The 20,038-nt window shown below is 69.1% G+C and carries 19 protein-coding genes; 13 read left to right on the top strand and 6 right to left on the bottom strand.

Translation table 11 applies throughout. From position 1 onward, the window contains the following. Positions 1–14 precede the first annotated feature (14 nt). The 5 genes from ABD830_RS25595 (at position 15) to ABD830_RS25575 (ending at position 3,583) form a co-directional block, all read left to right on the top strand. Positions 15–308: a DUF6364 family protein gene (locus ABD830_RS25595; RefSeq protein WP_344992115.1), complete on the top strand. Its 294-nt coding sequence runs from the start codon at positions 15–17 to the stop codon at positions 306–308. Further along, the gene (locus ABD830_RS25590) at positions 295–723 is read left to right on the top strand and encodes a type II toxin-antitoxin system VapC family toxin (RefSeq protein ID WP_344992113.1); all 429 of its coding nucleotides are present in this window, start codon (positions 295–297) and stop codon (positions 721–723) included. Before ABD830_RS25595 ends, ABD830_RS25590 begins: the two co-directional genes overlap by 14 nt. 47 nt (positions 724–770) lie before the next feature. Then, complete coding sequence (locus ABD830_RS25585) at positions 771–1,643, top strand: hypothetical protein (RefSeq protein WP_344992111.1); 873 nt, start codon at positions 771–773, stop codon at positions 1,641–1,643. A gap of 44 nt (positions 1,644–1,687) precedes the next feature. After that, entirely contained in the window at positions 1,688–2,644 is a 957-nt protein-coding gene (locus ABD830_RS25580) for a zinc-binding dehydrogenase (RefSeq protein ID WP_344992109.1), read from the top strand. Positions 2,645–2,722: 78 nt separating this feature from the next. After that, positions 2,723–3,583 (top strand): oxygenase MpaB family protein, encoded by an 861-nt coding sequence (locus ABD830_RS25575; protein ID WP_344992106.1) that lies wholly within the window; start codon positions 2,723–2,725, stop codon positions 3,581–3,583. Positions 3,584–3,634: 51 nt separating this feature from the next. Here ABD830_RS25575 and ABD830_RS25570 read toward each other — a convergent pair whose 3' ends face one another. The 5 genes from ABD830_RS25570 to ABD830_RS25550 all read right to left on the bottom strand — a co-directional run bounded on the left by ABD830_RS25570 (position 3,635) and on the right by ABD830_RS25550 (position 10,014). After that, positions 3,635–4,375, bottom strand: a complete 741-nt coding sequence (locus ABD830_RS25570; protein WP_344992103.1) for a PadR family transcriptional regulator — start codon at positions 4,373–4,375, stop codon at positions 3,635–3,637. Beyond that, a complete protein-coding gene (locus ABD830_RS25565) occupies positions 4,372–5,175 on the bottom strand; it encodes a DUF4097 family beta strand repeat-containing protein (protein WP_344992100.1) in 804 nt (267 codons plus the stop codon). Before ABD830_RS25565 ends, ABD830_RS25570 begins: the two co-directional genes overlap by 4 nt. 100 nt (positions 5,176–5,275) lie before the next feature. Further along, the gene (locus ABD830_RS25560; protein WP_344992098.1) at positions 5,276–5,452 is read right to left on the bottom strand and encodes a DUF6104 family protein; all 177 of its coding nucleotides are present in this window, start codon (positions 5,450–5,452) and stop codon (positions 5,276–5,278) included. A gap of 71 nt (positions 5,453–5,523) precedes the next feature. Continuing rightward, positions 5,524–9,165 carry a multifunctional oxoglutarate decarboxylase/oxoglutarate dehydrogenase thiamine pyrophosphate-binding subunit/dihydrolipoyllysine-residue succinyltransferase subunit gene (locus ABD830_RS25555; protein ID WP_344992095.1) on the bottom strand — a complete coding sequence of 1,214 codons (3,642 nt, stop codon included), beginning with the start codon at positions 9,163–9,165 and terminating at the stop codon, positions 5,524–5,526. Between the two features lie 204 nt (positions 9,166–9,369). Next, on the bottom strand, positions 9,370–10,014 hold the full coding sequence (locus ABD830_RS25550; protein WP_344992093.1) for a B3/B4 domain-containing protein: 645 nt from the start codon (positions 10,012–10,014) through the stop codon (positions 9,370–9,372). A 74-nt stretch (positions 10,015–10,088) separates the two neighbouring features. Between ABD830_RS25550 and ABD830_RS25545 the strand changes: the two genes are divergently transcribed. Next, on the top strand, positions 10,089–10,655 hold the full coding sequence (locus ABD830_RS25545) for a helix-turn-helix domain-containing protein (RefSeq protein ID WP_344992091.1): 567 nt from the start codon (positions 10,089–10,091) through the stop codon (positions 10,653–10,655). Beyond that, a complete protein-coding gene (locus tag ABD830_RS25540; protein WP_344992088.1) occupies positions 10,652–11,935 on the top strand; it encodes an MFS transporter in 1,284 nt (427 codons plus the stop codon). Before ABD830_RS25545 ends, ABD830_RS25540 begins: the two co-directional genes overlap by 4 nt. On the opposite strand, the gene ABD830_RS25535 is transcribed toward ABD830_RS25540, so the two are convergent. Beyond that, complete coding sequence (locus ABD830_RS25535) at positions 11,883–12,728, bottom strand: glutathione S-transferase family protein (protein WP_344992086.1); 846 nt, start codon at positions 12,726–12,728, stop codon at positions 11,883–11,885. The two genes, ABD830_RS25540 and ABD830_RS25535, sit on opposite strands and share 53 nt — an antisense overlap. A gap of 398 nt (positions 12,729–13,126) precedes the next feature. On the opposite strand from ABD830_RS25535, the gene ABD830_RS25530 reads away from it, so the two are divergent. The 6 genes from ABD830_RS25530 to ABD830_RS25505 all read left to right on the top strand — a co-directional run bounded on the left by ABD830_RS25530 (position 13,127) and on the right by ABD830_RS25505 (position 20,036). After that, positions 13,127–13,999 carry an SDR family oxidoreductase gene (locus ABD830_RS25530; protein WP_344992083.1) on the top strand — a complete coding sequence of 291 codons (873 nt, stop codon included), beginning with the start codon at positions 13,127–13,129 and terminating at the stop codon, positions 13,997–13,999. A 176-nt stretch (positions 14,000–14,175) separates the two neighbouring features. Next, positions 14,176–15,333 (top strand): ROK family transcriptional regulator, encoded by a 1,158-nt coding sequence (locus tag ABD830_RS25525; RefSeq protein ID WP_344992081.1) that lies wholly within the window; start codon positions 14,176–14,178, stop codon positions 15,331–15,333. A gap of 14 nt (positions 15,334–15,347) precedes the next feature. After that, positions 15,348–16,832: a sugar ABC transporter ATP-binding protein gene (locus ABD830_RS25520; RefSeq protein ID WP_344992079.1), complete on the top strand. Its 1,485-nt coding sequence runs from the start codon at positions 15,348–15,350 to the stop codon at positions 16,830–16,832. Next, a complete protein-coding gene (locus ABD830_RS25515; RefSeq protein ID WP_344992076.1) occupies positions 16,832–17,830 on the top strand; it encodes an ABC transporter permease in 999 nt (332 codons plus the stop codon). The genes ABD830_RS25520 and ABD830_RS25515 overlap by 1 nt, the downstream gene beginning before the upstream one ends. After that, on the top strand, positions 17,827–18,873 hold the full coding sequence (locus ABD830_RS25510) for an ABC transporter substrate-binding protein (protein WP_344992073.1): 1,047 nt from the start codon (positions 17,827–17,829) through the stop codon (positions 18,871–18,873). The genes ABD830_RS25515 and ABD830_RS25510 overlap by 4 nt, the downstream gene beginning before the upstream one ends. Positions 18,874–18,884: 11 nt before the next feature. Next, positions 18,885–20,036 (top strand): Gfo/Idh/MocA family protein, encoded by a 1,152-nt coding sequence (locus ABD830_RS25505; RefSeq protein WP_344992070.1) that lies wholly within the window; start codon positions 18,885–18,887, stop codon positions 20,034–20,036. Positions 20,037–20,038: the final 2 nt, after the last annotated feature.

The raw sequence follows: 20,038 nt of genomic DNA, 5'->3' as shown, positions 1-20,038 counted from the left end.
CGGACGCTGGAGTCATGCGGAGGACAACTGTGCGCATCGACGAGACGCTCCTCAACGAGGCGAAGGCGTACGCGGCACGTAACGGACGCAGTCTCAACTCAGTGATGGAGGACGCCTTGAGGCAGCTGCTCAACCGGTCCACGGAGGCCGCGGAGCGGCCCCGCGTGGAGCTGATCACTTCCAGCAGCAAGGCCGGGCTCCAGCCGTGGGTCCAGGAGCGACTCGACGCCGGTGAGACGCTGGAGCAGATCGCGTGGGACATCGACGATGAGGAGCGTTTCCCGGAGCTGCGCAATGCTGCTCGCTGACATCAACGTCCTCGTCAACGCCTTCCGGCACGAGTCCGCCGATCACGATCGCTGCCATGCGTTCATGGAGGAGATGGTGAACGGCGACTCGAGCTACGCCGTGAGCGACTTCGTCGTCAACGGCTTCATCCGGATGGTGACCAACCGGCGCGTCTACAAGGACCCCGACGACCTCGAGCGCGCTCTGATCTTCGCCGAGACCTACCGCAACCAGCCGCAGGCGTCGGTGGTCACCCCGGAGGGGAGGCATTGGGAGATCTTCACCCGGCTGTGCCGACAGGCGGGCGCCACCGGCAATCTCGTCCCCGATGTCTACCTCGCCGCACTCGCCATCGAGCACGGTTGCGAATTCGTGTCCTGCGACAAGGACTTCGCCAGGTTCCAGGGCTTGCGCTGGAGGTCGCCGCTCAACTGAACTGAGGTGAAGGGGCGCGAGCCCTCACTACTCGGCGAGGAACGGTCGTGGCTGGCCAGTTCGACGTCATCGAGCAAGGCGGGCGAGGTCGCCGCCGGTGGATCGGCCTGGCCGCGGTGCTCGCGCTCTTGCTGATCCCGATCATCGGTCTGGTCACCAGCCGGGATCCCGAGTCGCGGCCGCGGGCGACGCCCACCCCCGAGACCATCAGGTCGCTCACCAGGATCGGCGGCGCTCCCAACATTTTGAGCGTCCCTGCCAAGGCCAAGGGCGGTGACGAGGTCATCGAGGTGGTGTTCCCGCACGGGGTGCGGGCCGAGGTGCGTTACCCGGCCGAGCTCGGCCTCGGCGAGATGGGGTCACGGCCCTTCCAGGGCTTCTGGATCGACGGGTCATACCGGCAGCTCACCGCCCCGTACAGCGGTGAGTTCGAGGTCACCAAGGGCGGCGAGCCGATCAGGAACTACACGTCCAACGTCACGCTCTGGCCGCGCCAGGCGGGGAGCGGGCACTACGGGCAGGTGCTGCTGTTCGCGTTCGGGCGGTGGCGGCTGGCGATGTACGACCGGGGGCAGGGGCTGACGTTCGACCAGCGGATGGCGCTCGCGAAAGGGCTCAAGGGGAGGGTGACGAAGGACGGCTACCTCGTGCTGTCGGCCAAGGAGCCCGTGCGGCTCGCCAGGCCGGGGGAGATCGCGGAGGGGGAGCCGGTGGGGCCGCAGCTCTGGTTCGGCGGTGGCGCGGGGGAGATGGTCGCGCTCGTGCCCACGCCCGACTGCAGGAAACGGGGCAAGGCGCCGGCGGTCATCAGAGGGCGGTCTGCCGACTCGGTGTGCCGGGGTGACGTGCTGGTTGCCGTCGCGGGGTCGCAGTCGTACAGGAAGAAGGCGATCGAGGGGATCCGCGTCGCGCTCAGGTGAGGCGGTCCGGGGTGAGGGTGAGGGCGCTGAAGTAGGGTGCGGCCATGTTCGCCGTTACCGCCACACAGACCGATCCCGACAACCCACTCGCCGGGCTGACGCTCGGCGAGCATCCGGAGCCGAAGGTCCCGGACGGATGGACGACCGTCTCCGTGCGCGCGGCCGCGCTCAACCATCACGACCTCTGGACGCTCAAAGGCGTCGGCATCCGGCAGGACCGGCTGCCGATCGTGCTCGGCTGCGACGCGGCGGGGGTGGACGAGGACGGCAACGAGGTCATCGTGCACTCCGTCATCGGCACCGGCGCGGACGAGACCCTCGATCCCCGGCGCACGCTGCTGTCCGAAGTGCACGACGGCACGTTCGCCGAACGGGTGGCCGTGCCGCGCGCGAACCTCGTGCCGAAGCCGTCCGCGCTCAGCTTCGAGGACGCCGCCTGCCTGCCCACGGCCTGGCTGACGGCGTACCGGATGCTGTTCGACAAGGCCGGGCTCCAGCCCGGCTCCACCGTGCTGGTGCAGGGTGCGGGCGGTGGCGTCGCCACCGCGCTGATCGCGCTCGGCCGGGCCGGCGGCTACCGGGTCTGGGCGACCAGCCGTTCCGAGGAGAAGCGCGAACGTGCCCGGCAGCTCGGCGCGGACCAGGTGTTCGAGCCGGGGGCGCGGCTGCCGGAACGGGTCGACGCGGTCATGGAGACCGTCGGGCAGGCCACCTGGGACCACTCGCTCAAGTCGCTCAGACCCGGCGGGCGCATCGTCGTCTCCGGCGCCACCAGCGGCGCGGTCCCGCCCGCCGACCTGAACCGGGTCTTCTTCCTGCAGCTGTCCGTCATCGGCTCCACGATGGGCACGCGGGACCAGCTCCAGCGGCTGGCGATCTTCCTGGAGCAGACCGGCGTCCGGCCCGTCGTCGATCGGGTGCTGCCACTGGTGGACGCGCGAGCCGGGTTCGCCGCCATGGCGGCAGGGGAGATCTTCGGGAAAGTCGTTTTTGCGGTATGAGTAAGTAATGGGTTACTTTGACGGCTTCTGGGTGATACAAGCATGAGGGAGAGTTGTCTCACCCGGGAGGCCGTCATCATGGAGGTCGAGCCCTTCGGCCCACGTTCGATGCACTGGGACACCGCCGGCGAATACCGCAATCTGCTCGTCGCCGGCAGCGCGCTGGTCATCCAGACGATGCACCCGGCCGTCGGCGCGGCCGTCGCGGAGCACTCCACGTACAAGGACGACCCGTGGGGGCGGCTGACCCGCACGCTCGTCTCCATCCAGAAGTGGGTGTACGGCGGGGCGGACGGCCCGGCCGAGGGCCGGCGGCTCAGGGAGCTGCACAGGCCGATCAGCGGTGTGGACGAGCTCGGCAGGCCGTATCACGCGCTGAACGGTGAGGCTTGGGCGTGGGTGCACCTGTCGCTGTTCGAGCGGTTCATCACGCTCCGCCGCTATTTCGGCGCCCCGTTCACCGTCGAGCAGCAGCGGCGCCTCTACGACGAGTCGCGGCACCTCGGTGCGATCCTGCGGGTGCCGGAGCGCGAGATGCCCCGCGACCTGGAGGCGTTCTGGCGGTACTTCGACGCGATGGTGGCCGACACACTGGAGCCTCACCCGACCGCGCTCGACGTGCTCTCGGTCCTGCGTGGCACGCCGGCGCCGCCCGGGCTGCCGAGATCGCTGCGCCGGCTGTGGACGCCGGTCGGGGTCGGGTCGGGGGAGTTCAACCACTTCGTGACGGTGGGCACCTTGCCGCCCGCCGTACGGCGGAAGCTGGGGCTGCGGTGGACGGCACGGGACGAGCGGCGGCTACGGCAGCTCGGGCACGCCGTGGCCGTGCTGACGCCACGCCTGCCCGAACGCCTGCGGTACATGCCGATCGCCTACCACGCCCGCAAGGCCGAACGGAGCTCGCGCCGGCTGGAGCGGCAGCTCCGGCACTCGGCCTAGGGCCGAGGCCGTCCGTCCCACGAGCTCCGTAGGTGCGTGCTTGGGCGCAGGTCAGCGTTCGAGGATGTCGCGGATGCGGCGGCTCGCGTCGTCGAGCGCCGTACGCAGCTCAACCAGCATCTCCGGCGTCAGCCGGGCGTGCGAAGCCTCCTGGCGGGCCTGGCCGATGAAGTCGGCCAGCAGTTCGCCCAGCTCCGCGTCGAGGTCGGCGCGGCTCTTGGGCGCGCCTCCGAGCGTGGACCAGACCTCGGACCAGATCCTGCGCCACTCCCTGCTGAGCCGCTCGCCCTCGTCCTGCCAGTGGTAGGCGTTCTCCATCCACTGCCGCTTCTGCTGCTCCTTGAGTCGCTTGAAGTCCTCTTTCTGCTTGTCACCGAACCGCCGGGATTCCTCCGCGGTCCCCGTGCGGACGTCCTTGGCCATCCGCGTCAGCTCGTCGCGCAACGACCTGACCGTGTCGCGGACGTCCTCCTTGACCTCGCGGGCGATGTCGCGTACCGAGGCGGAGATCTCCTGCTCGAGGTCGTCGAGCTCGTCGAGCCGGGCGTTCAGCTCCTCGCGGCCCTTGTCGGTGATCGAGAAGACCTTCTTGCCCTCGACCACCTCATGCGTCACCAGGCCCTCTTCCTCCAGGCGGGCCAGGCGCGGGTAGATCGTGCCGGGGGAGGGCGAGTAGACCCCGAGGAAACGGTCCTGGAGCAGCCTGATGACCTCGTAGCCGTGACGCGGGCTCTCCTCCAGCAGCTTGAGCAGGTACAGCCGGAGCCGGCCGTGACCGAAGACAGGGCTCATTCCTTCTCCCCCTTGAGCAGCGCGACCTCGCCGGAGACCGTGATCGCCGACAGCGACGCCATGCCGCCGCCCAGCCGGCCCGACATCTGCTTGGTGCCGGGACCGTTCGTGTTGAACAGTTCGTCGAACGTGCTGACCAGCCTGCCGGAGGTGGACTTCACGCTCACGTCCGCCTCCACGTTCTCCGGCAGCCTGACCAGGATGTCACCGGAGACGCTGTGGAGTGTCACGTAGCCCGTCGGCCGCAGCGCGAGGTCGGCCGTGATCCGGCCGGACACGGTGTTCGCCTTCAGCCTGCGCGGGGTGCCGTGGGCCACGGTCAGGTCGCCCGAGACGCTCTTGAACGCGAGGTCGCCGTCCAGGGCCCGCGTCTCCACGGGGCCCGAGACGGTCGTGGCGTGCACGTCGCCGCTGAGGCCGTCGAGCACGATCTCCCCGGACACGCCCCTGACCTGTGTCGTCTTCTCGAACCCGGCGACCACAGCGGGTGCGGAGACCACCCCGGCGTTGACGGTGCAGTCCTTGGGCACGGCGATCGTCAGGACCGTCCTGCGCCGGTCGCGCCGTAGCCAGCCGAGCAGGCCGTCCCAGGTGAGGTCCTTGTAGGCGACCGAGAGCTCTCCGGTGTCCTCGTCGTACGTCACCACCAGCGGGGACGCCGAATCGATCTCGGCCACCTCCACCGTGGACGGGCCGTCGCTGGCGAGCACGTCCAGCCGACCGGCGACGATGCGGACATCGAGCGACTTCACTGGGCCGAACGTCAGGTGTTCCGGTGCGTCGATCGTCCACTGTTGCATGATCCCCCGCCCTTCTGGCTGCACATCCCTACACCAGACACGATATGTCGCGTCTGATGAAATCTCAAGATGTATCGCGTTTGTTCGTCAAAGCGGGGGTTCAGTCCTCGTCGTCGTCCAGCCGCGCCAGCCAGGTGGCCAGCCGCTCGACCGGGATCTCGAACTCCGGGTTGAGGTCGACGAACTCGCGCAGCCGCTCACCGAGCCAGAGCAGGCTGACCTCCTCCTCGCCCCGCCGCTCGACGAGCTCCTCGATCCCCCGATCGGTGAAGTACATCTCTCTCCATTCCTCCCTCAAACGGCAGTGAGCCCCCAGCCGGGGCCGGGGGCTCACTGTGGTGCGCTGGTTCAGCCGAAGACCTCGTGGAGGATCTCCTCGAGCTCGGTGTCGTGCGAGTTGTGCGACCCCGTCGCGGGCGAGCTGTTGGGCCGGCGCGAGATGCGGCGGACCGGGCGGCCGCCCAGCGTCTGCGGGTCCTCCGCGAGCTTCAGCGTGAGGTACGGCCACGGCCCCATGTTGACCGGCTCGTCCTGCGCCCAGGCCAGCTCCACCTGCGCCCCGTAGCGCGACAGCTCGGCGGCCAGCTCCTCACCCGGGAACGGGTAGAGACGCTCCAGCCGGACGATCGCGACGTTGTCGCTGCCCCGCTTGTCCCGCTCCGCGGCCAGGTCATAGTAGAGCTTGCCGGACGTGAGCACGACCCTGGTCACCTTGGCCGGGTCCACGGTCGTGTCGCCGAGGACCGGCTGGAAGGTGCCCGTGGTGAAGTCGGACGCCTTGGACGTGGCCGCCTTGTGGCGCAGCAGCGACTTGGGCGTGAAGACCACCATCGGCTTGTGCCGCTCCGACTCCACCTGCCAGCGCAGCAGGTGGAAGTAGTTGGCCGGGGTCGAGGGCTGCGCGACCGTCATGTTGTCGAGCGCGCAGACCTGCAGGAACCGCTCGATGCGGGCCGAGGAGTGGTCGGGGCCCTGGCCCTCGAAACCGTGCGGCAGCAGCAGCACGACCGAGGACTTCTGGCCCCACTTCTGCTCGCCCGACGAGATGAACTCGTCGATGATCGTCTGGGCGCCGTTGACGAAGTCGCCGAACTGCGCCTCCCAGGCGACCAGGGCGTCCGGGCGGACGACGCTGTAGCCGTACTCGAAGCCGAGCGCCGCGAACTCGCTCAGCAGTGAGTCGTAGACGTAGAACTTCGTGGTGCCCTCGTTGAAGGTCTTGAGCGGCGTATGGTCGGCGCCGGTCATCCGGTCGACCAGGACGGCGTGGCGCTGCGTGAACGTGCCGCGACGCGAGTCCTGGCCCACCAGGCGGACCGGGTGGCCGTCGATGAGCAGCGAGCCGAATGCCAGCGTCTCGCCCATCGCCCAGTCGATCGTGTCCGTCTCGACCATCTGGCCGCGGCGCTGCAGCACCGGCGCCAGGCGCGGGTGCGGCGTGAAGCCCTCGGGCAGGTTGAGCTGGGTGTCGACGATGCGCTTGAGCGTCTCGTCGGTGATCGCGGTCGGCGTCTCGTCGTGCGACCACTTGACGACCTCGGTCGGCGGCACCCGCATGGCGGCCGCCTCGGCCGGCTTCTTCACCGCCTCGCGGGTCTCGGTGAACGCCTGCTCCAGCTTGGCCTGGTAGTCGCGGAGCGCCTGCTCGGCCTCCTCGACCGTGATGTCGCCCCGGCCGATCAGCGCCTCGGTGTAGAGCTTGCGGGTCGAGCGCTTGGCGTCGATCAGGTCGTACATCAGCGGCTGGGTGAAGGCGGGGTTGTCGCCCTCGTTGTGGCCGCGGCGGCGGTAGCAGATGAGGTCGATGACGACGTCCTTGCGGAACGCCTGGCGGTATTCGTAGGCCAGCTGGCCCACGCGCACCACGGCCTCGGGGTCGTCGCCGTTGACGTGGAAGATCGGCGCCTGGATCATCCGGGCCACGTCGGTCGCGTAGACCGACGAGCGGGACGAGGCGGGCGAGGTCGTGAAGCCGACCTGGTTGTTGACCACCACGTGCACGGTGCCGCCGGTGCGGTAGCCGCGCAGCTGCGACAGGTTGAGCGTCTCGGCCACGACGCCCTGGCCGGCGAAGGCCGCGTCACCGTGGACGAGGACGGGCAGGACGGTGAAGCCCTCCTCGCCGCGCTCCAGGAGGTCCTGCTTGGCGCGGACGACGCCCTCGAGCACCGGGTCGACCGCCTCCAGGTGGGAGGGGTTGGCGACCACGGAGGCGGTGATGGTCTTGCCGCTCGGCGCGGTGAACTCACCCGTCGCGCCGAGGTGGTACTTCACGTCGCCGGAGCCGTGCGCCGTGCGCGGGTCGATGTTGCCCTCGAACTCGCCGAAGATCTGCGCGTACGACTTGCCCACGATGTTGGCCAGCACGTTGAGCCGGCCGCGGTGGGCCATGCCGATGACGACCTCGTCGAGACCCTCGTCGGCGGCGTCGCTGATGACCGAGTCGAGCAGCGGGATCAGGGACTCGCCGCCCTCCAGGGAGAAGCGCTTCTGGCCGACGAACTTCGTCTGCAGGAACGTCTCGAACGCCTCGGCGGTGTTGAGCCGGGACAGGATGTTGAGCTGCTCGTCGCGCTCGGGCGACTTGTGCGGCTTCTCCACCCGCGCCTGGATCCAGGCCCGCTCCTCGGGGTTCTGGATGTGCATGTACTCGATGCCGACCGTGCGGCAGTAGGAGTCGCGCAGCACGCCGAGGATCTCGCGGAGCTTCATCAGCGGACGGCCGCCGAAACCGCCCGTGGCGAACTCGCGCTCCAGGTCCCACAGCGTCAGCCCGTGGGACTGGATGTCGAGGTCGGGGTGCTTGCGCTGCTTGTACTCCAGCGGGTCGGTCTCGGCCATCAGGTGGCCGCGCACGCGGTAGGCGTGGATCAGCTCGATCACGCGCGCGGACTTGGACACGTCGTCGTCGTGGGAGGCCGAGACGTCCTGGACCCAGCGGACCGGCTCGTACGGGATCCGCAGCGCCTCGAAGATCTCGTCGTAGAAGCCGTCCTCGCCCAGCAGCAGCCGGTGGATCTGGCGCAGGAAGTCACCCGACTGGGCGCCCTGGATGATCCGGTGGTCGTAGGTGCTGGTCAGCGTCATGACCTTGGAGACGGCCAGGCGCGAGAGCGTGTCGGGCGAGGCCCCCTGGTATTCGGCCGGGTATTCCATCGCTCCAACGCCGATGATGGTGCCCTGGCCGGGCATCAGGCGTGGCACGGAGTGGACGGTGCCGATCGTGCCGGGGTTGGTCAGCGAGATCGTGGTGCCGGAGAAGTCGTCGACGCCCAGCTTGCCGGCGCGCGCCTTGCGTACGACTTCCTCGTACGCCATCCAGAACTGCCGGAAGTCCATCTCGTCCGCGCCCTTGATCGAGGGCACGAGGAGCTGGCGCTCACCGTTGCTCTTCTGTACGTCGATCGCCAGGCCGAACCCGACGTGCTCGGGCTTGATCAGCGTCGGCTTGCCGTCGATCTCCGCATAGGAGTGGTTCATCTCCGGCATGGCCCGCAGGGCCTTGACGATCGCATAGCCGATCAGGTGCGTGAAGGACACCTTGCCGCCGCGGCCCCGCTTGAGGTGATTGTTGATCACGATGCGGTTGTCGATCAGCAGCTTGGCCGGAATCGCGCGCACGCTGGTCGCCGTCGGGACCGACAGCGACAGGTCCATGTTGGCGGCCGTGCGCGCCGCGGCGCCGCGCAGCTTGACCTCCTCGGCGCCCTTGGGCACCGGGGCAGCGGGCTGCTTCGGCTTCTCGGCCGCGGGCGGCGCCTTCGGCGGCGCCTGCGGTGGAGCGGGAGCGGTCACACTGCCGTTCGCCGCCTCCCTACCCGGTGCCGTTCGGCCCGGTCCGTAATCAGGGTTGTAGTCAGCGAAGAAGTTCCACCAGGCCTTGTCGACAGACTCGGGATCTTGGAGGTACTTCTGGTACAGCTCGTCGACAAGCCACTCGTTCTGACCAAAGCTTGCCAGCGGGTTTGTCCGCGACGACTCAGACGACACGGCGGAAATCGCCCTCTTCCGCAGATCGGCGTTGATGTTAGAGAACCTGTCCAAGGCTACTCGCCCGGACCGGCAGCGCGCGCCGAAGAGGCTGTGGCGCCTCGCTCGATCCTCTCAGGACAGAGCAAAGACGTCACGCCTCCCTAGTCAGTCCAGGTGGTGCCGCAATTATTACTCTTTGGTATCAACACCAGTACGTGAGGTTTATTTCCCGCTGGACAGCAACCTGCTAGCAATCCGCGCCTCAGGGGACAACTCGGACAGAAGGTCGGCCAGCTCCTCTCCCGCCTGCTTGAGCTCCTCCAGAGACATCGGCTCGAGGCGTTCGAGCAGGAAGATCGCGTTGGTGGTCTCCTCGGTGAGCCGCGTGCGCACCACCTGGCGCCAGTTCCACCTGCGGCAGGTGACGCCGACGTCGTCGCGCCAGATCACCTCGCCCGGCTCGGGCGTGCCGAGCGCCTCCTCGGACGCCTCGTCGCCGGTCGCCCGCACCAGCCGGGCCGGCCCGACGTAGCGGTCGAGGTCTTCCCCGCCGATCGGCAGCGCGTGCTTCACGCTGATCGAGTTGTACGCGTCCACCACCCGGTTGATCTCCGGCAGCGGCATCCTGCGGGTGAGCGCGTCGACCGAGGGCCGCGTCCGCTGCGGCTTGGCCCCGAAGGCGCGGTACGCGTCCTTCCAGGCGTCGATCTTGTCCGACTCCACCTCCAGCTCGGAGGCCGCCGCCAGCCACGCCCGGGACCGGTCGTCCGTGGGCCCGTTGCGCAGGCCGTGCGCGGTCACGATCAGCACCGCGAAGTCGGGGCGCAGCGCGAAGACGGAGTCGTCCACCCAGATGTCGTCAAGCATCCCCACAGTCTAGGAGCGGGGAAAGTCGCAAAATTCCCTTTGCAAAATTGTCTTTGCGGTCTATCGTGAGCCACATGGAGGAACAGTTCAAGATCAGTGATCCACAGGTGCTCAAGGCGGTCGCCCACCCGCTCCGGGTGCGCCTGCTCGGCCTGCTGCGCACCGACGGCCCCGCGACGGCGAGCGAGCTGGCGCGCAAGGTCGGCGAGAGCTCCGGCTCGACCAGCTATCACCTGCGCGAGCTGTTCAAGTACGGCTTCATCGAGGAGGACCCCGAGCGGCGCGACGGGCGCGAGCGCCGCTGGCGACCCTGCCACCGCTACACCTCGTGGGACGCCGTCGAGCTGTCCGCCACCGCCGAGGGCCGCGAGGCAGTGAAGATCATCCACCTGCGGCAGGCCGAGATGGTCCGCCGAATGCTGGAGGAGTTCGACGTCGCCGAGTGGTCCCGTGACTGGGTGGACACGGCGGGGATGAGCGACCACATCGTCTCGCTGCCGCCCGCCGGGCTACGCGAGTTCAACCAGAAGGCCAAGGAACTGCTGCACGACCTCGCCGCCAAATACGCCGGTGATCCCGAGGCCAGGCAGGTCATCGCCTGGCACGGAGCCGTACCCCGATCGACGGAGGAGGAGCTGTGACCGCACGCTCGGCGTTACGCCGCTACATGCTCGTCGGTTTCCTGACCTGGCTGCCCATGGGGCTCATGGCGGCCACCATGGTGCTGCTGATGACCGCGCGCGGGCTCAGCCTGGCCGAGGTGGGGCTGTCGGTGACGGTGTTCTCGGTCGTCACGGTGAGTCTGGAGCTGCCCACGGGCGGCCTGGCCGACGTCATCGGGCGTCGGATGGTGCTGGCGGCCTCCGCCGCGTGCACCGTGGCGGCTCTCGCGCTGATCAGCGTGTCCACGACGTTCTGGATGTTCCTGGTGAGCGGCGTGTTCAAGGGTGTCGCCAGGGCGCTGTCCAGCGGCCCCGCCACCTCCTGGTACGTCGACACGCTCCACGACATCGAGGGCCGCGACGCCGATCTCAAGCCGGGCCTGGCCAGGGGCGGCGCGATGGAGTCGGTGGCGCTGTGCCTGGGCGTGCTGGCGGGCGGGGCCGTCCCGCTGCTGGTGCCGCCTTCGCTGATGTTCCCGCTCGCCGCGCCGCCCCTGCTGGGCGCCGTGGCGGCGGCCGTGCTGCTGGTCGTGGTGGTGTTCGCGCTGCCCGAGCCGCCGCATGCGCGCAGGTCGCCGGCGGACGTGCTGCGCGAGGTGCCCGCCACGGTCGTGTCGGGCATCCGGCTGGCGGCGGGAGGTCCGGTGCTGCGCCGCCTGACGGCGGCGGCGGCGAGCTCGGGCGTGGTGCTGATGAGCATCGAACTGCTCACCCCGGGACGGCTGGCCGAGCTGGCGGGCACGGCCGAGCGCGGCAGCCTGGCCTACGCCGTGGTCGCGGCGCTCGGGTACGCCGGCAGCGCGGCGGGCAGCGCCCTGGCACCGCGCGCGGCGCGGCTGGCCGGCGGCTCGGCCAGGGGCGCGATCGCAGGGGCGGTGGTGGTGGCGCTCTCCGTGGGGTGGCTGGCCGCCACGTCGGGGCTGGGCGGCACGGCCGGGCTGGTGAGCGCCGGAGCGGCGTACGTGACGCTGTTCGTCGGACTCTCCGTGGGGAGCCTGCTCTGCCTGGAGATGACCCACAACGCGGTCAGCGCCGCCGAGCGCACCACCGTCACCTCGACCAGCTCGCTGTCGCTGCAGTCCGGCGGCATCGTGGCCAACGTCACGCTGGGCGCCCTGGCCACCCAGGCGGGCCCGGCCGCCGCCTGGGCCGTCGCCGCGCTGGTGATGCTGGCCTCGGCCCTGCTGTTCGTGCGGATGCCCGCGCCTACAGGCTCCAGTCGATCTCCGGTCCCACAGGCACGATCCTTGTCGGGTTGATGTTGGTCTGGGTGATGTAGTAATGACGCTTGATCTGGTCGAAGACGGTGGTTTCCCGGAAGGCCGGGATCGCGTACAGCCTCCGTGCGTACGCCCACAGCGCCGGATAGTCGATCAGCCGCCGGACCGAGCACTTGAAGTGCGCGTAGTAGACCGCGTCGAACCTCGCCAGGGTCGTGTAGAGGCGCACGTCGCTGTCGGTGAGGGTGTCGAAGAGGTACTCCGACTCGGCCAGGCGTACCTCGAGGAAGTCGAGCGTGCTGAAGACCCGCGCCACCGCCTCCTCGTACGCCTGCTGGTCACGGGCGAAGCCCGCCTCGTAGACCGCGTTGTTGAGGCCGTGGTACAGGCGGTCGTTCATGATGTCGATGTCGGGCCGCAGGCGTTCCGGATAGAGGTTGGGGGAGGTTCCCCATGACATTTCCAGATCGAGCGTGATCTGCGGGAAGTCGTTGGTGACGATCCGCTTGTCCTGGGTGTCCCACACGCAGGGAACGGTGTAGCGCCCCGTGTAGCCGGGGTCGCTCGCGTGGTAGAGCTCCGACAGGTACTCGGGGTCGCCGTCCGGGATGCGCCAGCCCTTCTCGTCCCGGATGGGGTCGACGATCGTGACGTCGAGCAGGTCCTCCAGGCCCAGCAGCTTTCTGACGATCAGCACGCGCTGCGCCCACGGGCAGGCATAGGAGGCGTAGAGGCGGTAGCGGCCCGGCTCGGGGGAGTCGAGGCGATCGGTGAAACGGTTCGGCTGCCGTTGGAAGCGGCCATTACGGGAGGTCTCGCCGCTCAGCTTCATGACCCCAGTAGAACATGTTTCTGATACAGAACTATGTTCGGGTTAGTGATGAAATTTGTGGTGACTACCGCTATGCGCGGGGAGTGCGGCGAGCCGGATCTGTGGCGGGGCGCGTGACGCGGAGCGGCGAACGTTCAGGCCCGAGAGCGGTAGCTCGCGTGACCAGCGAGGGCCAAGTGAGCGCGACCATTAAACGCGGAGCGGCGAACGTTCAGGCCCGAGAGCGGTAGCTCGCGTGACCAGCGAGGGCCAAGTGAGCGCGACCATTAAACGCGGAGCGGCGAACGTTCAGGCCCGAGAGCGGTAGCTCGCGTGACCAGCGAGGGCCAAGTGAGCGCGACCATTAAACGCGTTATCGTACGTGTAACAGAATGTTGTTCTCCTGCGTGGGAGGTTCGATGCTTCGGTTCGATGACAGGGTCGCGATCATCACGGGGGCCGGACACGGTCTCGGCAGGTCGCATGCGCTCCTGCTGGCCGAGCGGGGCGCCAAGGTGGTCGTCAACGACCTCGGCGGCGCGCTCGACGGCACGGGCGCCTCCGCCGGGCCCGCCGCCGACGTGGTCGAGCTCATCACGAAGAACGGTGGCCAGGCCGTGGCCAACGCCGACAACGTCGCCACGCCTGAGGGCGCCAGGGCCATCGTGCAGGCCGCCGTCGACGCGTTCGGCAAGGTGGACATCGTCGTCAACAACGCGGGCATCCTGCGGGACAAGTCGTTCGGCAAGATGACGGCCGAGGACTTCGACGGGGTGCTGGCCGTGCACGTACGCGGCTCGTACCTGGTCAGCCAGGCCGCTTACCCGCTGATGAAGGCGGCCGGCTACGGCCGCATCGTCAACACCTCCAGCCCGGCCGGCCTGTTCGGCAACTTCGGCCAGGCCAACTACTCCACCGCCAAGATGGGGCTCGTGGGCCTGACCAAGACACTCGCCATCGAGGGCGGGCGCAACGGCATCATGGCCAACGCCATCGCGCCCATCGCCTGGACCCGGATGACGGAGTCACTGCTGCCGGCCGAGTTCGAGGCCAAGTTCACGCCCGAGCGGGTGAGCGCGCTGGTGGCGTACCTCGTGCACGAGACGTGCGAGGCGAGCGGCGAGGTGTTCAGCGTCGGCGGCGGCCGGGTGGCGCGGGTGTTCGTGGCCGAGGGGCCCGGCTGGAAGGACGACGAGATCACGCCGGAGGCCGTCGCGGGCAACTGGGAGGCGATCATGGCCGAGCAGCCCTACGTCCTCACGGCCGCCGACTCGATGAAGGCCATGCTCTAACTCCTCCAAGTGGTCCCCGCCGCCGGGTTTTCGGCACCCCGGTGGCGGGGACTTCTGCTGTCCGGAGTGGCGAATAGCCTGACAAATCGGTCTTTGTTCGATCATCGGCGAAAGTCAGGGGAGTTTGGTCGATTCCTACTCTTGATTTGCCGCATCGGTGATCTTATTGTCGCCACATGACCCCCCAGCCGGGCTCCGCCGGCGATGTCCTGACGCTCATCAGCGCAGGCTCGGCGACGACCCGTTCCGATCTCGCGAGGCTCACCGGCCTGGCCAGATCGACGATCTCCCAGCGCGTGGACGCGTTGATCGAGCGCGGCCTGGTCGAGGAGATCGAGAGCGGCGAGTCCACCGGGGGGCGGCCGCCGCGGCAACTGCGCCTGCACACCGAGGAGCACGCGTTCGCGGGCGTCGACCTGGGCGCCACCCACTGCCGGGTCGCGCTCATGGATATGTCGGGCGACGTGCTGGCCGAGTGCGAGGACGCGCTGCTGATCGGCGAGGGTCCGGAGAAGGTGCTCGCGCACGTGGACCGGCGGCTGGACCGGCTGCTCGGAGAGGTGGGCCGGCCGCGCTCCGCGCTGCGCGCCATGGGCATCGGGGTGCCGGGGCCGGTGGAGTTCGCCACCGGACGGCCGAACAACCCGCCGATCATGCCGGGCTGGAACGACTACCCCGTCCCCGAGTACTTCGACGGCGTGTCCGTGCTGGTCGACAACGACGTCAACGTCATGGCGCTGGGCGAGCACCGCCACTCGTTCCCGGACATCAACCACCTGCTGTTCGTCAAGGTCGGCACGGGCATCGGCTGCGGCATCATGGCCCAGGGCAGGCTGCACAGGGGCGCCCAGGGCTCGGCCGGCGACATCGGTCACATCCGGGTCAGCGGCCACGAGGACGCGGGCTGCCGCTGCGGCAACAGCGCCTGCCTGGAGGCGGTGGCCGGCGGGGCCGCCATCGCGCGGCGGCTGACCGAGCTGGGCCTCCCGGCCGAGTCGGGAGCCGACGTCGTGGCGCTCGTACAGGCGGGCAACACCCAGGCGCTGCGGCTGGTCAGAGAGGCCGGCCGGCACATCGGCGAGGTGCTGGCCAGCCTGGTCAACTTCTTCAACCCCGAGGTCATCGTCGTCGGCGGCGCGCTGTCGAGGGTGCACGAACACCTGCTGGCCGGGATCAGGGAGACGGTCTACCGCAGATCGCTCCCGCTGGCCACGCACCACCTGTCGATCACGCCGAGCCAGGCGGGCATCAACGCGGCCGCGCTCGGGGCGGGGATCCTCGCCATCGAGCACTACCTCTCACCGGACAACATCAACCGCATCGTCAACGCCTGAAAGGAACACTCCCGATGCTGGTCATGAAGGGCATCGTCAAGCAGTTCCCCGGCGTGCGCGCGCTGGACGGGGTCGACCTGGACGTACGGGCGGGCGAGGTGCACTGCCTGCTCGGCCAGAACGGCGCCGGCAAGTCCACCCTGATCAAGGTGCTGGCCGGGGTCCACCAGCCGGACGAGGGCACGATCTCGTTCAACGAGAAGGAAGTGCGCCCGAGCAGCCCCATAGACGCCATCAGGCTCGGCTTCGCCACCATCTACCAGGAACTCGACCTCGTCGACGGGCTCAGCGTGGCCGAGAACATCTTCCTCGGCCACGAGCACGCCCGCTTCGGCTTCGTGAACAGGGCGGCCGCCAGGCGCGCGGCCCGCGAGGTGCTCGAGCGGCTGGGCCACCCGGAGATCCGCCCATCGGCCGAGGTGGGGCGGCTGTCGCCGGCGGCCAAGCAGGTCGTGTCGATGGCGAGGGCGCTCTCGCACGACGCCCGCCTGATCATCATGGACGAGCCGTCCGCCGCCCTCGCCCACGACGAGGTCGCGAACCTCTTCCGCATCATCCGCGAGCTCACCGCCCAGGGCGTGGCCGTCGTCTACATCTCCCACCGCCTGGAGGAGATCCGCGAGATCGGCGACCGGGTCACCGTGCTCAAGGACGGCCGCACGGTCGCCGTCGGCCTGCCCGCGCGCGACACCCCGACGGCGGAGATCGTCTCCCTCATGACGGGCAGGAACGTCGAGTACGTCTTCCCGCCCCGCGCCGGGCGCTCGCTCGGTGAGGAGGTGCTCAGGGCCGAGAACCTCTCCTCGCCGGGCGTCTTCTCCGGCGTCTCGTTCTCCGTGCGGGCGGGTGAGATCGTCGGGCTGGCCGGGCTGGTCGGCTCGGGGCGCTCGGAGATCCTGGAGGCCGTGTACGGCGCCCGCCCCTCCTCGGGACGCGTCCTGCTCGACGGGCAGCCCGTACGACGGAGCGTCGTCGGCACGGTCAGGCGCGGCATGGGCCTGGCCCCGGAGGAGCGCAAGGCCCAGGCCCTGCTCCTGGACCAGAGCGTCACCGCCAACATCACGCTGGGCAGCCTGCCGGGATTCGCCAGGTTCGGCTGGATCGACCGCAAACGTGAGCGGAGCGAGGCCAAGCGCCTGTCGGAGATGCTGGACATCCGGCCACCCGACCCCGAACGCCCGATCAGGACGCTCTCCGGCGGCAACCAGCAGAAGGCCGTGCTCGCCCGCTGGCTGCTCGGCGGCCGCAAGCTCCTCCTGCTCGACGAGCCGACCAGAGGCGTGGACGTGGGTGCCAGGGCCGAGCTGTACGCGGTGATCCGCGACCTCGCCGAGCGCGGCATCGGCGTGCTGCTCGTCTCCAGCGAGGTTCCCGAGGTGCTCGGTCTCGCCGACCGGGTGCTGGTGTTGCGCGAGGGCACGGTCATCCACGAGGGCGACGCCGCCGAGCTGGACGAACACCGCGTACTCGACATGATCATGAATGGGAGGGCAGCCTGATGAGCGAGCCCACAACAGAGGTGATGGCCGCGCCCCGGTCGTCGCGCGGCTTCGGCGGGCTCGGCGAGATGCGGCATCTCGGGCTGCTGGCGGCCCTGGCGCTGCTGGTCGTGGTCGGCCTGATCACCAGACCCGAGAACTTCGCCACCACCTCCAACCTGGTCAGCATCCTCTCCCTGGCCGCCACGATCGGCGTGATCACGGTCGGGGCCACGTTCGTCATCATCGGCGGGGGCATCGACCTGTCGGTGGGCGCGGTCATGGCGCTGGCCTCGGTCTGGGCGACGACGCTCGCCACGCAGTCGTACGGGCCGGTGGTGATGGCGATCTGCGCCATCCTGGTCGGCACGGGGGCGGGGGTGGTCAACGGGTTACTCATCGCCTACGGGCGGATGGTGCCGTTCATCGCGACGCTGGCCATGCTCGTCGCCGCCCGCGGGCTGGCGCAGCGCATGTCCGACCGCAAGACGCAGCTCATCCAGGCCGACAACGCCGCCATCGTGGATCTGTCGACCACGCGGGTGCTAGGCATCCCGCTGCTGGTCTACGTCTTCGCCCTGGTCGTGGTGCTCGGGTGGATCGTGCTCAACCGCACGACGTTCGGGCGGCGGACGTACGCGGTCGGGGGCAATCCCGAGGCGGCCAGGCTCGCCGGGATCGACGTGCGCAAGCACACGGTGCTGCTGTACGCCCTGTCAGGACTGTGCTGCGGCATCGCCGCCATCCTGATCATGGCGCGTACGACGACGGGCTCGTCCACCCACGGCGACCTGTACGAACTCGACGCCATCGCCGCCGTGATCATCGGTGGCACGCTGCTCACCGGGGGCCGGGGCACGATCGTGGGCTCGATCCTGGGCCTGCTGATCTTCACCCTCATCACCAACCTCTTCATTCTCAACGGGCTCAACACCAGCGACCAGCTCATCGCCAAGGGCCTGATCATCGTCGTCGCCGTCCTTCTCCAGCGGCGGAACCTGAAGGAGAGAGCACCATGAGTGAGAACGTCGCGCGCAGGGGATTCCTCGTCGGCGGGGCCGTACTCTTAGCGGCCGGCTGCACCAGCAACGAGCCCGCGGCGGCGCCCTCCAGCGCGGCCTCCGCTCCAGCCCCCGCCGCGAGCGGCAACGACGAGCCCGGCCAGAAGGTCACGATCGGCTTCTCCGCGCCCGCCGCCGACCACGGCTGGATCGCGGCCATCGCCAAGAACGCCGAGAGTGCCGCGAAGCAGTACTCCGATGTCGAGTTCAAGCCCGTCGAGCCCACCAACGACATCAACCAGCAGATCTCGGCGGTCGAGTCGCTCATCGCCGCCAAGGTGAGCGCGCTGGTCATCCTGCCCAACGACGGCCAGCAGCTGAACCAGGTGGCGCTGCAGGCGACCCAGGCGGGGATCCCGGTCATCAACCTCGACCGCGTCTTCCCCGACAAGCTGGCGTACCGGACCTGGATCGGCGGCGACAACTACGGCATGGGCGTCGCGGCCGGGCAGTACATCGGCAAGCAGCTCAAGGACAAGGGGGTGGCCAACCCGGTCATCGTCGAGATCCAGGGCATCGCCACGCTGCCGTTGACGCAGGACCGCAGCAAGGGGTTCGCGGACGCGCTGAAGACGTTCGGGTTCAGCGTGGCGGCCAAGCAGGACGCCAAGTTCACGGTAGAGACCGGCAACCAGGTGGCCACCTCGCTGCTCCAGGCGCACAAGAAGATCGACGCGATGTGGAACCACGACGACGACCAGGGCGTCGGCGTGCTCGCCGCCATCAAGGAGGCGAACCGGAACGAGTTCATCATGGTCGGCGGCGCCGGGTCGCTGAACGCGATGAAGGAGATCCAGTCGGGCACGTCGGTGCTCAAGGCCACGGTCACCTACAGCCCAACGATGGCCTCCTCGGCGATCAAACTCGCGCGTCTGATAGCACAGGGGAAGGGCATGAGTGATCTCGTGGAGAACCAGGTTCCGCAGTCGATCACGCTCGCATCCGAGACCATCACCAAGGAGAACGTCGAGAAGTACCTGGCGCTCGGCTTCGAATCCTGATCGGGGATTGCATGTCAGACAAGACCACCATCGGCGTAGGCATGATCGGCTACGCCTTCATGGGCCGCGTTCACTCCCAGGCCTGGCGGAGCGTGGGAGCCTTCTTCGACCTTCCGCTGACGCCGCGCATGGCGGTGATCGCCGGCCGGTCGAAGGAGCGCACCGAGGCCGCCGCGGCGCAGCTCGGCTGGGCCGATGTCGAGACCGACTGGAGAGAGCTGATCAAGCGTGACGACGTGCAGATCGTCGACATCTGCACGCCCGGCGACTCGCACGCCGAGATCGCCATCGCCGCGCTGCAGGCGGGCAAACACGTTATCTGCGAGAAGCCGCTGGCCAACACCGTCGAGGAGGCCCAGGCCATGGTCCGGGCCGCGGCCTCCGCGACGGGCAGGAGCATGGTGGCGTTCAACTACCGGCGGGTGCCCGCGATCGCGCTCGCCCGCCGGTTCGTCGAGGAGGGCCGGCTCGGCGAGATCAGGCACGTGCGGGCCGCGTACCTGCAGGACTGGATCGTCGACCCGGAGTTCCCGCTGGTCTGGCGGCTGCAGAAGGACAAGGCCGGGTCGGGCGCGCTGGGCGACATCGGCGCGCACATCGTGGACGCGGCGCAGTTCATCACCGGGCAGAACATCGTGGGTGTCTCGGCGCTGACGGAGACGTTCATCAAGGAACGCCCGCTGGCCGCGGAGTCCGCGGGACTGGGCGCCTCGCGGGCGGACTCCATGGGGCAGGTCACCGTGGACGACGCCGCGCTGTTCATCGGCCGGTTGTCGGGCGGGGCGCTGGCCTCGTTCGAGGCCACCCGCTTCGCCTACGGGCGCAAGAACGCGATGCGCATCGAGATCAACGGCTCGCTCGGCAGCCTGGCGTTCGACTTCGAGGCCATGAACGAGCTCTGGTTCAGCTCCGGAGGCGGCGGATTCGAGCGGATCCTGGTCACCGAGCCCGAGCACCCGTACGTGGGCGCCTGGTGGCCGCCCGGGCACGGGCTCGGCTACGAGCACACCTTCACCCATGAGGTCAAGGACTTCCTGGAGGCGGTCGCCGCCGGGACCGACCCGTCGCCGTCGTTCGCGGACGGGCTGCGGGTGCAGCGGGTGCTGGAGGCGGTCGAGCAGAGCGCGGCTGAGGGCAGCCGCTACACGAACGTGGAGGATTGACG

Origin of the sequence: Nonomuraea helvata (assembly GCF_039535785.1) — a bacterium.
GTDB lineage: Bacteria > Actinomycetota > Actinomycetes > Streptosporangiales > Streptosporangiaceae > Nonomuraea > Nonomuraea helvata.
This window is presented reverse-complemented; position numbering and strand designations above follow the sequence as displayed.